We start from the raw sequence: 14194 nt of genomic DNA, 5'->3' as shown, positions 1-14194 counted from the left end.
CGGCGCGCATCAGTTCCATCGGCCTGGTCTCCTTCATGTCCGTCATGAGGGGCAGGGACGACGTGGGACGCCCACCGCCGCGAGAACCGCGGCCTTTTTTATGGCCGTACCCCGCTCATCCCGACAACACTGAAGGAGTTGCACCGTGGCTCACGACATCACCGTGCTCCAGGCACAGCCTCGCACCGAGTTCGGCAAGGGCGCCGCACGTCGCCTGCGCCGTGACTTCCGCATCCCGGCCGTCATCTACGGATCGTTCCACGAGCCGATCCACGTCAGCCTCAACATCCTCGAGTTCCACAGCATTCTCCGCCACCAGGGCGCGAACGCCGTCGTCGAGGTCGAGGTCGAGGGCGAGAAGCACCTCGCGATGATCAAGGCCGTCGACCAGAACGTCCTCACGATGGACGTCGACCACGCCGACCTCCTCTCCGTGAAGCGCGGCGAGAAGGTCGAGGTCGACGTGCCGGTCGTCACCACCGGTGAGGCCGCCCCGGGCGCGCTCGTCACCCAGGACGCCGACGTCGTCACCGTCGAGGCCGACGTCCTCAACATCCCCGAGGAGATCGTCGTCTCCATCGAGGGCAAGGAGATCGGCGACCAGATCGTCGCCTCCGACCTGCAGATGCCGGGCAACTGCACCCTCGTCTCCGACCCGGAGACGCTCATCGTCAACATCGTCGAGCCGCAGGAGGAGGAGCTCCCGGAGGACACCGAGGAGGCCCTCGGCGAGGACGGCGAGGTCGAGTCCGCCCCGGCCGACCCGGAGGAGCCGGAGGCCACCGAGGCCCCCGAGTCCGACGAGTCCTAGGACACCGTCGGGGTCACTCCCCCACCCGGGCGCACCCCGGTCCCACCGTCAGCCGACGGTCGGGGCCGGGGTGTCCCCGTCTGCGGGGGCGGTGTCCGGGGCCTGTGGCAGGATGGGTTCCGGTGCTCGACGGGACGCCCCGGTGACCCGGCCGGTCCGCGGACCGTGGCCGCGGGGCCCCTGGCCGGGGACGACGCGGGACGACGAGGCGAGACGAGGGAAAGGGAACACACAGTGGCACAGTCAGCCCCCGGCGGGGACCGCCCGTGGCTCATCGTCGGGCTGGGGAACCCGGGTGAGAAGTACGCGGCGACGCGGCACAACGTCGGGTACATGGTCGTCGACGAGATCCTCGGCGACATCCTGCCCGTGCCCGGCTCCCTCAAGCAGCACAAGCGGACCAACAGTCTCATCTGTGAGACGCGGGTGACCGCGTCCGCGTCCGGGCGGGCCGCCGGGTCCGCCGCGTCCGCCGGGGACGGGGTCCCCGTGGTCCTCGCCCGCAGCCGGGGCTACATGAACCTCTCGGGCGGGGCCGTGGGGGCGTTGGCGTCGTTCTTCCGGGTGCCACCGGCGCAGGTCGTCGTCGTCCACGACGAGCTCGACCTCGACCCCGGCGTCGTGCGGGTGAAACTCGGCGGCGGGGAGAACGGGCACAACGGCCTGAAGTCGACGACCCAGGCCCTGGGCACCCGCGACTACGTGCGGGTGCGCGTCGGCATCGGCCGGCCCCCGGGGCGCATGGACCCGGCGGCGTACGTGCTCAAGCCCTTCACCCGGGCGGAGCTCGACGACCTCCCGGTCACGGTGGCCGACGCCGCGGACGCCGTGCGGCTCGTCGTCACCCGCGGCGTGGAGGCCGCGCAGAACGAGATCCACGCGCGGCACTGAGTTCCTCCCCTGAACGTGTCCCCCCTGGGCAGCCCCTGAACGTCCCCCTCGGCAGCGCCCTGGACAGCCCCCTGACCAGGGCCGGAGGCTCCCCCCCCCGGCTCTCCCGGCCGTCGCCCCGCGGCGGTCACCCGGGAGCGGTCCCGGATCCTGCCGGGAGCGGTCCCGGAGCGACCCGGCAGCGACCTAGGAGCGCGCGTGCAGGGCGCGGGCGTAGGCGTCGGCGGCCTTGATGGCCTCGACGACGTCGCCCGGGGTGTACTGCCCCGGCATCTGCTTGAGGGTCTCACCCTCGGAGCAGGCGAGCTCCGCGATCTTCATGAGGTCCTCGTCGGAGGCGTCCTTGAGGTGGATCTCCTCGAGGGTCGTCGGCAGGCCCACGGACTGGAGGAAGCCGATGTAGCGGTCCGCCTCCTCCTCCGGGGCGCCCTCGAGCATGAGCTGCACGCCGATGCCGAAGGCGACCTTCTCGCCGTGGGTCATGTGGTGGATGTCCCCGTCGAGGGCGGTGAAGCCGTTGTGGATCGCGTGGACGGCGGCGAGGCCGCCGTTCTCGAAGCCCAGGCCGGACAGGAGGGTATTCGCCTCGCAGATGTTCTCCAGCGCGTGGCTGACGATGTGCTCCTCGTTGTCGCGGAGCGCCTGGTGGGCGTACGCGAAGAGGGTCTCCTCGCACTTCTCGGCGAGGGCGAGGCCGGCGAGCGTCGGGCGGGCCGTGTCGTCCATGCGGCGGGAGTTCGCGCGGTTGACGGCGCGGGCCTCGACGGACGTCGCGAGGGCGTCGCCGATGCCGGACCGGAGGGTGCGCACCGGGGCGTTCGCGATGACACGGGTGTCGATGGCGACGAGCTCCGGGTTGCGGTTGTAGAAGAGGTAGGAGTCGAAGACGCCGTCGTCGGTGTAGATGACGGACACGCGGGCGGTCGGGGCGTCGGCGGAGACGGCCGTCGGGAAGATGGCGACCGGGTGGCCGGAGTGGTCGGCGACCGCGCGGGCGGTGTCGATCGTCTTGCCACCGCCGAGGCCGATGATGACGTCGGAGCCGGACTCCTTGGCGATGCCGGTGATGCGGTCGATCTCGTTCATCGAGGCCTCGCCGGCGAAGATCTCGTGGCTCGCCTCCATGCCGTCCTTCTTCAGGGACTCCTGGAGCTTCTCACCGGCGATGCCCCACACGACCTCGTCGGCGATGATGAGCGGGGTCGACCCGAGCGGCTTGAGGTAGGAGGCGGCGCGGTCGATGAGGTCGACGCCCTGCACGTACCGTGCCGGGCTCGTGTACATCTTGTCGACGGTGGGGATGGTGTTGGACATCGGGGGTCCTTCCATTGGTCCATTGGTGTCTGCGGGACTGGCGGCGGCGGTGGGCCCGGGTCGGGTCCGGCCGCCACGGGGTCCAGCCTAGGCGACGACGACGGCAGCAGTCCCGCTGTACATGGCACGGATGTGATAACGCAAATACCTACGTCACGTACGCTGCTCCTGCGCGGTGTGGCGTCGTTCACGTCCACGCGCCCGCTCCCCCCGAGTCGGGGAGGCAGCGTCGTCCCCCGCAAACTATTACGTGCGTGCCGGAGTTCCGCACACTCCTCCGGTGCACTACCCTCGGCGACATGCCGACCGAAGACGCGCACAGCACCCGACAGCCCATCCGATCGTTCCGCAACGACCCGGCGGACTTCCTCCCCGAGGCCCTCGGCGGGTTCGTCGCCTCGCACCCCGACGCGGAGTGGCACGACAGCGGGTTCATCGCCCGCCGGTCCCCCGTCGTCACGCTCGCAGGCGACCCGGCCGTGTCCGTCATCTCCGGCGGAGGCTCCGGCCACGAGCCGATGCACGCCGGCTTCCTCGGGGCGGGCATGCTCTCGGCCGTGTGCCCGGGCCTCATGTTCACCTCCCCGAACGCGGTGCAGATCACCGAGGCCACCCGGTGGGCCGACCAGGGCGCCGGCGTGCTCCACGTCGTGAAGAACTACACCGGTGACGTCATGAACTTCACCGTCGCCCGCCAGGCGGTCGAGGACGTCGACACCCGCGTCGTCCTCGTCGACGACGACGTCGCCACCGACCCGGCCGTCCACGCCGACGACGCGACCGGCGACGACGGGGACAGCGAGGGGCCCGGCCGCCGCGGCACCGGCGCGACGATCATCGTCGAGAAGGTCGCCGGGGCCGCCGCCCACCGCGGCGACTCCCTCGACGACGTCGCCCGGATCGGCCAGTGGGTCGCCGACAACTCCCGCAGCATGGCCGTCGCCCTCGCCCCCGGCCACCTGCCCACCAGCGGCCGCGACACCTTCGACCTCAACGAGGGCGCCATGGAGGTCGGCGTGGGCATCCACGGCGAACGCGGCGTCTCCCGTGAGGGCGTCGCCCGGGCCGACACGATCGTCGACCGGCTCCTCAGCGCCGTCACGGAGGCCCTCGCGATCGGCACCGCCGAGGGCGCGGCCGGCACCGGCAGCCGCGACGAGGTCATCTGCCTCGTCAACGGCCTCGGCGGCACGACGCCGCTCGAGCTCAGCCTCGTCTACGGGTCCGCGCTGCGGTGGCTCGCCGACCACGGGATCACCGTGCGCCGGGGCATCGTCGGCACCCTCGTGACGTCCGTGAACATGGCCGGGGTGTCCCTCACCCTCACCCGGGCCACCGACGAGGTCGTCGACCTTCTCGACGCGACGACGGACGCCCCCGCGTGGCCGCGCGTCCTCGGCACCGAGGCGGAGTACGCGCCGGCGTCGATGAGCTTCGACGACGACATGCCCACCTCCGGGGGCACGAACGAGTGGCTGAGCGGCGTCGTCGAGCGCGTCAAGGGGGCGACCGACGACCTCACCGAGCTCGACCGCCTCGCCGGCGACGGCGACTTCGGCACGAACATGGACGCCGCCTTCGGCGAGGTGTCCGTGCCGGTCAAGGGTGACGACGCCGAGGTCCTCCAGGCCCTCTCCCACCGGCTGTTCATCCGCGCCGGCGGCACGTCCGGCGCCGTGCTCGGCACCCTCTTCCGCGAGCTCGCCGCCGCCATGCGCGGCGACACCGCCGACGCCGACGCCACGCCCGCGCAGCGCCTGGCCACCGGCCTCACCCGCGCGCACGAGGCGATCACCGAGCTCGGCGGGGCGAAGCAGGGCGACAACACGCTCGTCGACGCGCTCATCCCCGCCGCCGAGGCCGTCAACGGTGCCGCGAAGAACGCGCCCGACGACATGGAGGGTGCGCTCGCCGCCGGGTACTCCGCCGCGGAGAAGGGCGCGCTGTCGACCCGCGAGATGGTCGCCAAGAAGGGCCGCGCGTCCTACCTGGGCGATGCGTCGAAGGGCGTCGTCGACCCGGGCGCGATCGTCGTGGCGTGGATCTTCGGCGGGTCCGGGAAGGTCAGCGACTTCACGTCGTAGCGGCCCCGGTCACACCGCGGCCGCGAGCACCACCGCGACCACGACCACGACCAGCGCCACCAGCGCCGCGAGGAGGGCCTTGCCCTGCCACGTCGCGGTGTTCACCGTCACACCGACCCCGTGCCGCCTGTCCACGAACACCGCCGGGTCGTCGGGGTTGTGGTAGATCATCCCGGCCTTGTAGTACGCCCCGTGGTCGAGGGGTTCGACGACGTCACCACCCGGCGTGCGCACCCCGGCGTCCGCGACGGCGCCGCGGCGGGCGGCGTCGTCCACCGTCCGCACCCGGACGACGACCGCCACCAGCATTCCCAGCACCGCGACCACCGACCCCACCGTCATCAGGGCGACCGCCGCGGTCGTCCACGCCTGCAGTTCGGGGAGGGCCGTGGTCAGCCCGACGGCGGCGAACCCGAGCGACAGGAGGAGCGTGAGGACCGCGAGCCCCTCCTGCACCACCGAGAGTGACACAGCCGTGCGGGCGCGGGCGGGCGCGCTCACGGCGGACCGGGCCCGGACGTCGATCCGCGACAGCGCGACAGCGACCCCGATCATCACGACCGTGACACCCAGCGCGAACCACTGGGCGAGGAAGACGTCACCGATCGACCGGGACCCCCACCCGTCGGGCCGCCCGAACCTGTCGAGGTGCGTGACGACCGTCTCCGGGATCGAGCCCCACCGCCCGGCCAGCGTGACCGTCGCCGCCACGGTCACCGCCAACGACGCGACGTACCAGATCCACGGGACCCCGGGGGTGACGATGCGGGTCACCGAGCTGCCCGCGCCACCGACGACGGAGCCGACCACCCCGGTTCTGACATCGCCGTACCAGTCATCGCGGTCCCGCACCCGCCGGAGCTGCGCGCGTCCGGCGAGCCAGGCCGCGGTCCCCACGGCGATCAACCCGAGGGTCGGGACGAGCGGGGTGAGCCACGACCACACCTCGCCGTCGGGGACGGCCAGCAGGAACACGCAGACCACCGCCACCGCCGTGGCGGTGAGGACCCGCTGCCGGTACCGCCCGGTCGCGGACCGCACCGCGGGGTCGTCGGCGCGCGCGGCGGGGACGGACACCCCGAGTGGCACGGTCGGCTGAGAGAGGGTGGGGAGCAGCCACATCACCACCCCGATCGGGAGGACGCCGGCGACAGCGGTCATCGCGGACAGGACGTTCATGAGAGTTCTCCTTCGTGTGTCGTTCGTGGGCGGGGTGCGTACCGGGTGATTCGCGACGGCGCGGGGGCACCGCGCAGGCCCGCGGCACCCGGGGCCGGACTCCGGGGCCGGACCGTGGCGCCGGTCACACCGCCGGCGACGCCGTGAACCCGGCGATGACCTCCCGCGTGATCCCGGCGAGGTCGTCGGCGCTCATCCCCTGGCACCGGGCGCGGGCGAGCATCGTCGTGAGCTCCGCGGTGATGCGCGCGCGGGCGTCGTCCGTCGGCCGGTCGCGCAGGGTGACCACGCTCCCCTCCCGTCGGCTGGTCCGCACGACACCGTCGGACTGGAGCAGGTCGTAGGCCTTCTTCACCGTCGCGGGGTTCACGGCGAACTCGGTGGCGACGCTGCGCACCGGGTCGAGACGGGTGCCGTCGGGGATGTCGCCGCGCGCGATGGCCTCCACGATGCGGTCGTGGAGCTGCCGGAAGATCGGGACCGGGGAATGCGGGTCAATGACGACCGTCATCGGGGAGCCTTCCTGTCAGATGTACGCCTTGTATCACTTACAGTAACACAGCACATACAGAGGTGCCCCCGCACGGACGCCCACGGGGACGGGCGGCGCACGCCGGTGCGTTACTCTTGCGTGGTTGAGCCTGTCGTGACACGGCCGACCGCACCCCACCCCACGACGCAGAAGGGACACCATGAGCGAGACCGCCACGACCACCGAGGCGCAGCGTCGCCGCACGTTCGCGGTCATCGCGCACCCGGACGCGGGAAAGTCCACGCTCACGGAGGCCCTCGCGCTCCACGCGCACGTCATCGCGGAGGCCGGGGCGGTGCACGGCAAGGCCGGGCGGAAGGCGACGGTCTCGGACTGGATGGAGATGGAGAAGGACCGCGGGATCTCGGTCGCCTCCTCGGCCCTGCAGTTCGAGTACGCCCCGGAGGGCCACGAGGGCGAGCCGTACATGATCAACCTCGTGGACACGCCCGGCCACGCGGACTTCTCCGAGGACACGTACCGGGTGCTCACGGCGGTCGACGCCGCGGTGATGCTCATCGACGGCGCGAAAGGCCTGGAGCCGCAGACCCTCAAGCTGTTCCGCGTGTGCAAGGCCCGCGGCCTGCCGATCATCACGGTGGTGAACAAATGGGACCGCCCGGGCCGCACCCCGCTCGAGCTGGTGGACGAGATCGTCCGGGAGATCGGCCTCCAGCCGACGCCGCTGTACTGGCCCGTCGGCGAGGCCGGAGACTTCCGGGGCCTCGCGCGGCTCGTCGACGACGGTGAGGTCGCGGAGTACATCCACTTCCTCCGCACCGCCGGCGGCTCGACGATCGCCCCCGAGGAGCACTACGACCCCGACGCCGCCGCGGACAAGGAGGGTGACGTCTGGGAGACGGCGGTCGAGGAGGCCGAGCTGCTCGCCGCCGACGGCGCGGTGCACGACGAGGACCTGTTCCTGGAGTGCACGACGTCGCCGCTGATCTTCGCCTCGGCGATGCTGAACTTCGGCGTGCACCAGATCCTCGACACGTTGTGCGCGCTCGCCCCGTCCCCCGGCCCCCGGCGGTCGGACCCGGCGGTCCTCGAGGCGGCGTCGGGCGCGTCGGGTGCCGTCGACGAGGTCCGGGAGCCGGCGGACGACTTCTCCGGCGTCGTGTTCAAGGTCCAGGCCGGCATGGACCGCAACCACCGCGACAAGTTGGCGTTCATGCGCGTCGTCTCGGGCGAGTTCACGCGCGGTATGCAGGTCACGCACGCGCAGTCCGGCCGGTCATTCTCCACGAAGTACGCGCTGACGGTCTTCGGCCGCACGCGCAGCACGGTCGAGGCGGCGTACCCGGGCGACATCGTCGGCCTCGTCAACGCGGGTGCCCTGGCCCCGGGTGACACGATCTACTCCGGCCGGAAGGTCCAGTTCACGCCGATGCCGCAGTTCGCCCCGGAGCACTTCCGAACCCTGCGGGCGAAGTCGCTGGGCTCGTACAAGCAGTTCCGCAAGGCCCTCGACCAGCTGGATTCGGAGGGTGTGGTCCAGGTGCTGCGCAACGACCTGCGTGGCGACGCCGCCCCGGTCATGGCGGCCGTCGGCCCGATGCAGTTCGAGGTCATGCAGGCCCGGATGCTCAACGAGTACAACGTCGAGACGGTCACGGAGAACGTGCCCTACCAGGTCGCGCGCCGGACGGACGCGGCGTCGGCGGCGGAGCTCGGCCGGCAGCGCGGGGTGGAGATCTTCACCCGCACGGACGGCGAGCTCATCGCGTTGTTCGGTGACAAGTGGAAGCTCGCGTTCGTGCAGAAGGAGCATCCGGAGCTCACGATGGAGCCGCTCGTCGCGGACTGACCCGGGAGGGTGCCGACGCCGCGCTCCCCCGTCACACCAGGTGGGTGACCCCGAGCGCGAGGAGGAGCACCGCGACGACGTACCCGCAGGTCTTCGCCGCGGCCACCGGCCGGCGCCGGAGGGCGTCGACGACCCGGCCGCACCAGCTGTCCGGGTACGCCCGGACGACGCCCATGACGACCGCGCTGAGGAACGGCAGGCTCAGCGCGACCGTCGCGTACCCGAGGAGCCCCAGGCCGCGCACGACCGGGCTGAAGCCGCCGGCGCTCATGACGATGAGACCGGTGTAGAACGGCACCGACGTGGCGGACTGGACGACACCCAGGACGGAGCCGGTGAGCAGCGTCGCCACCGACGGGGAGCGCAGGGCACCCCCGACGCGGCCGAGGACCGCCCCCGACCCTCCGCCGTCGCCGCCGCGCCAGGTGAGCACCGCGACGAGGACGGCCGTGGCCACGAGGACGACACCGAAGGCCGGGGAGGTGACGAACGCGGTCATGACGTCGCCGAGCCCGTCGAAGATGAGCAGGCACACGAGGGCGAGCAGGAGCACGCCGAGCCAGTCCCCGGCCACGAGCAGCCCGACGACCCGGCCGTAGCGCGCCCCGCGGGGCAGCCCGATGCCCAGCGCGGCGATGACCCCGATGAGCAGGATGTTCACCGAATCCAGGAACGCCAGGGCGAGGGCGTGGAACAACGTGGACCTCCGGGCGGTGGGCGGGACAGGTGACGACGGCCGCGACGGCGGCCGGACGGACGGCCGACGGGAGCCGCCGGGTGCAGGGCGGGTGAGGCCGGGACAGCGGTCGCCCCGGGTCGCAGACCTGCGATGATACACCGGCGCCGGGCGCCCGCGGGGAGCTCCCCCGGGGGCGACGGGGTCCCGTGACGGCGTCGGCCGCCCCCGTCGACCCCCGCTGTTGCAGAGTCTGTGCAAGTTTGCACGTGCTGTGCAATACTGGCCCCGTCACTCGCAGACGCCCGATCCCCCGGTCCCCGACCGGGTCGCAGGACGGGCACCCTACTCAAGGAGAACACACCATGGCGACTCTCCTCTACCGCATCGGTAGAACCGCCTACACGCACCGTTGGCGGTTCATCGCCGCCTGGCTGCTCATCATCATCGCGGTCGGCATCGGCGCCGCGACCCTCAGCAAGCCCACCACGCAGAGTTTCACCATCCCCGGGCTCGAGTCCGTCACCACCCAGGACGAGCTCAAGGAGAAGTTCCCCGAGGAGGGCAACCAGACGGAGGCCCCGACCGGCACCGTCATCGTCCAGGCCCCGGAGGGCTCGACGCTCACCGACCCGCAGGTCAAGGAGAAGGTCGACGGCCTCGTCTCCGAGATCCGGCACCAGGAGGCCGTGACGGACCCGCAGTCCGTCGTCGACCCGGTGACCGCCGCCGCGGGGATGGAGAAGCAGGTCACGGCCGCCAAGCAGCAGCAGGGCCTCCCGCCCGAGCAGATCGCCGCCGATCTCGCGGCGCTGACGCCGCTCAGCGCGGACCACCGCACCGGCTCGATCAGCGTCACCTTCGACGCGAAGACCAGCGCGGACATCCCGAAGGACCAGCTCACCGCGTTCAAGGACGCCGTGGAGAAGTACAACGGTGACGGTCTCACCGTCGCCTACTCCGGCAACGCCTTCCAGGCCGCCGAGCCGGGCGGCACCGCCGAGATCATCGGCATCATCGTCGCCGCCGTCGTCCTCATCATCACCTTCGGCTCGTTCGTCGCCGCCGGCCTGCCGCTGCTCACCGGCGTCATCGGCATCGCGATCGGGATCATGGGCATCACCGCCGCGACCTCGCTGACCGACACGATCAACGACATGACCCCGACGCTCGCGTCGATGATCGGCCTCGCCGTCGGCATCGACTACGCGCTGTTCATCACCTCCCGGTTCCGCAACGAGATCGTGGCGGACATCGGGGGCAACAACATCAGCCCGAAGGAGCTCTCCGGGCGGATCCGCGGCATGGACCGGTCCCGGCGGGCCCACCTCGCCGGACTCGCCGTCGGCAAGGCCGGCTCCGCCGTCGTCTTCGCCGGCCTGACCGTCCTCATCGCCCTCGCGGCGCTGTCGATCATCAACGTGCCCTTCCTCACGGCGATGGCCCTCGCAGCCGCCGCGACGGTCGCCATCGCGGTGCTCATCGCGATCACCCTCCTCCCCGCGATCCTCGGGCTCGCCGGGACGAAGGTCTTCGCCCTGCGCGCCCCGGTCGTCCGCGCGCCGGACCCGGAGGACGAGAAGCCGACGACGGGCCTGCGGTGGATCCGCCTCGTCCGCGGCCGGCCGGTGCTCTTCGCCGCCGCGAGCGTCATCGTACTCATCCTCCTCGCCCTGCCCGCCCTCAACCTGCGGCTCGCGATGCCGACCGACGGCAGCATGAGCCCGGGCAGCCCGAACCGCGTCGCGTACGACATCACCTCCGAGGCCTTCGGCCCCGGGCGCAACGCACCGATGATCGCGCTCGTCGAACCCTCCGACGGCGCGGATCAGAAGCAGTCCCAGGCGACCTACGCCGCCGCCGTCCGGGACCTCCAGTCCACCGAGGGCGTGGAGAACGCCCAGATCACGAAGCTGTCCGAGGACGGCTCCGCCGCGATGGTCCTCGTCACGCCGACCGTCGGCGCGACCGACGAGCAGGCGTCGGAGATCCTCGGCCGGATCCGTGACGGCCAGGACGGGTTCCACGACGAGACCGGCGGCACGTACTCCGTCACCGGGGCGACGCCGATCTTCGAGGACATCTCCCACCGGCTGTCGAGCGCGCTGCTGCCGTACGTCGCCATCGTCCTCGTGCTCGCGTTCCTGCTGCTCATGGTCGTGTTCCGCTCGATCTGGGTGCCGCTCGTCGCCGCCCTCGGTTTCGCCCTGTCCGTCGCCGCGACGTTCGGTGTGACCGTGGCGCTGTGGCAGCAGGGCTGGGCCGGGATCATCTCCGACCCGCAGCCGATCATCTCCTTCCTGCCGATCATGCTCATCGGTCTCGTCTTCGGCCTGGCGATGGACTACCAGGTCTTCCTCGTGACCCGCATGCGGGAGGGCTACGTCCACGGCAAGACCGCGGGCAACGCGGTCGCCAACGGGTTCAAGCACGGCGCGCGCGTCGTGACCTCGGCCGCGCTCATCATGATGAGCGTCTTCGCGGCGTTCATGTTCATGGACCAGCCGTTCATCAAGGTCATGGGCTTCGCCCTCGCCACGGCCGTGCTGTTCGACGCGTTCATCATCCGCATGACCGTGATCCCGGCGGTGATGTTCCTCCTCGGCGACCGTGCGTGGGCGCTGCCCCGGTGGCTGGACCGGATCCTGCCGTCCGTCGACATCGAGGGCGAGAAGCTCGCCACCGGTGACGCCGCGACGACCGGGTCCGCCGCCGGCGCCGACGACACCGCCACGGCGCACGCCGCGACGTCCGCGACCTCCGGGGACACCGACGGGCACACTCCCGACGCCCCCTCCGGAACCGCCCGCCCCGCGGGCGGGGAATAGGCCAGTGCCCCCGTGACGACGAAGATCCCCGACGGGCGGAAGACCCTGCGCGAACAGAAGAAGGAGGAGACCCGGCGTCAGCTCTCGCTGGCCGCCGTCTCCCTCCTGACCACGGAGGGTGACGACCGCACGACCGTCGCCGCCATCGCCGAGCGCGCCGGCGTCTCCCCCCGCACGTTCCACAACTACTTCGCCCGCCGCGAGGAGGCGTTCTTCCACTTCATCGAGACGATCCTCGACGAGTGGCAGGCTGAGTTCCTCGCCGCACCCCGGGACGAGCCGCCCGTGTGCACGTTCCGCCGGGTGTTCCTCCACACCGTGGAGGGGCAGGCGGCGCTCAGCGCGGACGTCGGTGGCCCGGGTTCCGGGGCACAGCCCTTCGGCGACGGCCCCGGCCCGAGCGACGGCATCCCGCCGTACCAGCTCATGGGCCTCGGCGACCACATCGCCGTCGCCCTCGGCCCGGAGGACAAGGAGCGGGCGAAGGACCTCTTCCGCACGCTCGCCGACCTCATCCACCGGCGGTCGGACGGCGCACTCTCGCCGTTCCGGGCGCGGGTCCTCCTCGCGATGTGCCTCGCCGCCGCCGGGGCGACGCTCGAGACGTTCGTCCTCGAGCACGCCGACGGTGCGGCTGACGGGGCGGCCGGCGGTGCGGCCGACGCCTCCGGCCCGGCCGGCCCGAGGTCGTTCACGGACCTCCTCGACGAGGCCCTCGACATCGTCGCCCGCGGCGTCTAGCCGCGTGCAACCCCCGCCGCCCGGCGGCGTGGAGCCCGCGGCGTCCGCCGCCGTGGAGCCCGCGCCGCCCCGCGGCGTATAGTCGGAAGTCGCGTTCTCAGGGCGGGGTGGAAGTCCCCACCGGCGGTGGACGCGGACCGGCCCCCACCAGGCCGACCGCGCGAGCCCGCGAGCGCCACCGGCACCGACGTGCCGGTGGGTCCAGCAGATTCCGGTGCGAACCCGGAGCCGACGGTCACAGTCCGGACGGAAGAGAACACACCTCCCGCGTGGAGGGCGGCCGCGCCACGCCGGCGCCCCACCCCCTCCCCACGGGCGCCCGCCGGCGGTGCGGCGGGGTACGTCGTCCCCCTCCCCGGGGACCCCTCCCCCGACCCACGCCCCCGTGGGCACGCCCCCGTGGCACGATCTCGCCCTGAGCACACCCGGTGACCGACAGCACCGGCGGCCCCCGGCCCCGGCCCCACGGACACACCCTCGGAGCAGCTCATGACGATCCTCACCAGACTCCTCGACGCCCAGCTCACCATCGGCGACTCCGCCGTGCTGTGGCGGGAGATCATCGGCAACGCCTTCGGCCTCGCCTCGGCCGTCGGGGGCATGAGACGGGTCGTGTGGGCGTGGCCCGTGGGGATCGTCGGCAACGTGCTGCTGTTCACCGTGTTCCTCGGCGGGGTGTTCCACACGCCGCAGAACCTCGACCTCTACGGCCAGGCGGGACGCCAGGTCATGTTCCTCGTCGTCAGCGTGTACGGCTGGTGGACGTGGCGGGCGGCCCGCACCGCCGGGCTGCGCGAACCCACCGAGACGGACCCGAGCCGCTCGATCATCTCCGAACCGGCCGCCAGCAGCGCCGCCGTGCAACCGCACTGGGCGGGCACGCGCGCGCGGGTGGGGATGGCCGTGACGGCCGTCGTGGGCACGGTCGGGTTCGCCGCCGTGTTCTCCGCGCTGGGCTCGTGGGGGCCGTGGGCGGACGCCTGGATCTTCACCGGCTCGCTGCTGGCGACGTTCGGCATGGCGAAGGGGTGGACGGAGTTCTGGCTGCTGTGGATCGCCGTCGACCTCGTCGGGGTGCCGCTGCTGCTCCGCGCGGGGTACTACCCGAGTGCGGTGCTGTACGTCGTCTACGCGGCGTTCGTGCTCTGGGGGTTCGCGACGTGGCTGCGGATCCAGCGGTCCGCCGGGGCCAGGGCCGGGGAGGGTGCCGGGGAGGGGACGACGACGCCCGCCTGAGCGGCCCCCGTCCCCGCGGCCGGCGCCGCACCCCCGGGCCGGCGCCGCTCCCCCGCCGGTCGGCCTCCCCCGGTGGCACCGGTCCCCGTCCC

Annotated in this window: 11 protein-coding genes and 1 riboswitch; of the genes, 7 read left to right on the top strand and 4 right to left on the bottom strand. The window is 72.3% G+C overall.

What is annotated here, in order from left to right; all coding sequences use genetic code 11:
• The first annotated feature begins 145 nt into the window (after window positions 1-145).
• Together CBOVI_RS03325 and pth are read left to right on the top strand one after the other, a co-directional pair.
• A complete protein-coding gene (locus CBOVI_RS03325; protein ID WP_010272812.1) occupies window positions 146-811 on the top strand; it encodes a 50S ribosomal protein L25/general stress protein Ctc in 666 nt (221 codons plus the stop codon).
• Between the two features lie 234 nt (window positions 812-1045).
• Entirely contained in the window at window positions 1046-1702 is a 657-nt protein-coding gene (gene pth, locus CBOVI_RS03320) for an aminoacyl-tRNA hydrolase (RefSeq protein ID WP_010272810.1), read from the top strand.
• Between the two features lie 186 nt (window positions 1703-1888).
• Here pth and CBOVI_RS03315 read toward each other — a convergent pair whose 3' ends face one another.
• Window positions 1889-3016, bottom strand: coding sequence for a glycerol dehydrogenase (locus CBOVI_RS03315; RefSeq protein ID WP_010272808.1), 1128 nt, complete (start codon window positions 3014-3016; stop codon window positions 1889-1891).
• A 299-nt stretch (window positions 3017-3315) separates the two neighbouring features.
• Between CBOVI_RS03315 and CBOVI_RS03310 the strand changes: the two genes are divergently transcribed.
• Window positions 3316-5100, top strand: coding sequence for a dihydroxyacetone kinase family protein (locus CBOVI_RS03310; protein WP_083826104.1), 1785 nt, complete (start codon window positions 3316-3318; stop codon window positions 5098-5100).
• 9 nt (window positions 5101-5109) lie between these two features.
• Here the strand turns inward: CBOVI_RS03310 and CBOVI_RS03305 are convergent, their stop codons facing one another.
• Window positions 5110-6279, bottom strand: a complete 1170-nt coding sequence (locus tag CBOVI_RS03305) for a DUF5808 domain-containing protein (protein WP_010272804.1) — start codon at window positions 6277-6279, stop codon at window positions 5110-5112.
• 124 nt (window positions 6280-6403) lie between these two features.
• The gene (locus tag CBOVI_RS03300) at window positions 6404-6790 is read right to left on the bottom strand and encodes a GntR family transcriptional regulator (RefSeq protein WP_010272802.1); all 387 of its coding nucleotides are present in this window, start codon (window positions 6788-6790) and stop codon (window positions 6404-6406) included.
• A 181-nt stretch (window positions 6791-6971) separates the two neighbouring features.
• On the opposite strand from CBOVI_RS03300, the gene CBOVI_RS03295 reads away from it, so the two are divergent.
• Complete coding sequence (locus tag CBOVI_RS03295) at window positions 6972-8621, top strand: peptide chain release factor 3 (RefSeq protein WP_010272800.1); 1650 nt, start codon at window positions 6972-6974, stop codon at window positions 8619-8621.
• Between the two features lie 31 nt (window positions 8622-8652).
• Here CBOVI_RS03295 and CBOVI_RS03290 read toward each other — a convergent pair whose 3' ends face one another.
• Complete coding sequence (locus tag CBOVI_RS03290; protein ID WP_010272798.1) at window positions 8653-9318, bottom strand: hypothetical protein; 666 nt, start codon at window positions 9316-9318, stop codon at window positions 8653-8655.
• Between the two features lie 344 nt (window positions 9319-9662).
• Between CBOVI_RS03290 and CBOVI_RS03285 the strand changes: the two genes are divergently transcribed.
• From CBOVI_RS03285 to CBOVI_RS03275, 3 genes are all read left to right on the top strand, one after another.
• A complete protein-coding gene (locus CBOVI_RS03285; RefSeq protein ID WP_010272796.1) occupies window positions 9663-12125 on the top strand; it encodes an MMPL family transporter in 2463 nt (820 codons plus the stop codon).
• A gap of 12 nt (window positions 12126-12137) precedes the next feature.
• Window positions 12138-12866 carry a TetR/AcrR family transcriptional regulator gene (locus tag CBOVI_RS03280; RefSeq protein WP_010272794.1) on the top strand — a complete coding sequence of 243 codons (729 nt, stop codon included), beginning with the start codon at window positions 12138-12140 and terminating at the stop codon, window positions 12864-12866.
• 89 nt (window positions 12867-12955) lie between these two features.
• Window positions 12956-13128: riboswitch (FMN riboswitch) on the top strand.
• Between the two features lie 227 nt (window positions 13129-13355).
• A complete protein-coding gene (locus CBOVI_RS03275; RefSeq protein ID WP_010272792.1) occupies window positions 13356-14102 on the top strand; it encodes a nicotinamide mononucleotide transporter family protein in 747 nt (248 codons plus the stop codon).
• Window positions 14103-14194 lie beyond the last annotated feature (92 nt).

Origin of the sequence: Corynebacterium bovis DSM 20582 = CIP 54.80, from assembly GCF_030408615.1 — a bacterium.
GTDB lineage: Bacteria > Actinomycetota > Actinomycetes > Mycobacteriales > Mycobacteriaceae > Corynebacterium > Corynebacterium bovis.
The sequence above is the reverse complement of the archived record's forward strand: the minus strand, read 5'-3'. Positions and strand labels throughout refer to the sequence as shown.

Bases quoted from the DNA above. Each gene is read 5' to 3' on its own strand.
- CBOVI_RS03315 (WP_010272808.1), bottom strand. From the start codon at position 3,016: ATGTCCAACACCATCCCCACCGTCGACAAGATGTACACGAGCCCGGCA.
- CBOVI_RS03310 (WP_083826104.1), top strand. From the start codon at position 3,316: ATGCCGACCGAAGACGCGCACAGCACCCGACAGCCCATCCGATCGTTC.
- CBOVI_RS03305 (WP_010272804.1), bottom strand. From the start codon at position 6,279: ATGAACGTCCTGTCCGCGATGACCGCTGTCGCCGGCGTCCTCCCGATC.
- CBOVI_RS03300 (WP_010272802.1), bottom strand. From the start codon at position 6,790: ATGACGGTCGTCATTGACCCGCATTCCCCGGTCCCGATCTTCCGGCAG.
- CBOVI_RS03295 (WP_010272800.1), top strand. From the start codon at position 6,972: ATGAGCGAGACCGCCACGACCACCGAGGCGCAGCGTCGCCGCACGTTC.
- CBOVI_RS03285 (WP_010272796.1), top strand. From the start codon at position 9,663: ATGGCGACTCTCCTCTACCGCATCGGTAGAACCGCCTACACGCACCGT.
- CBOVI_RS03275 (WP_010272792.1), top strand. From the start codon at position 13,356: ATGACGATCCTCACCAGACTCCTCGACGCCCAGCTCACCATCGGCGAC.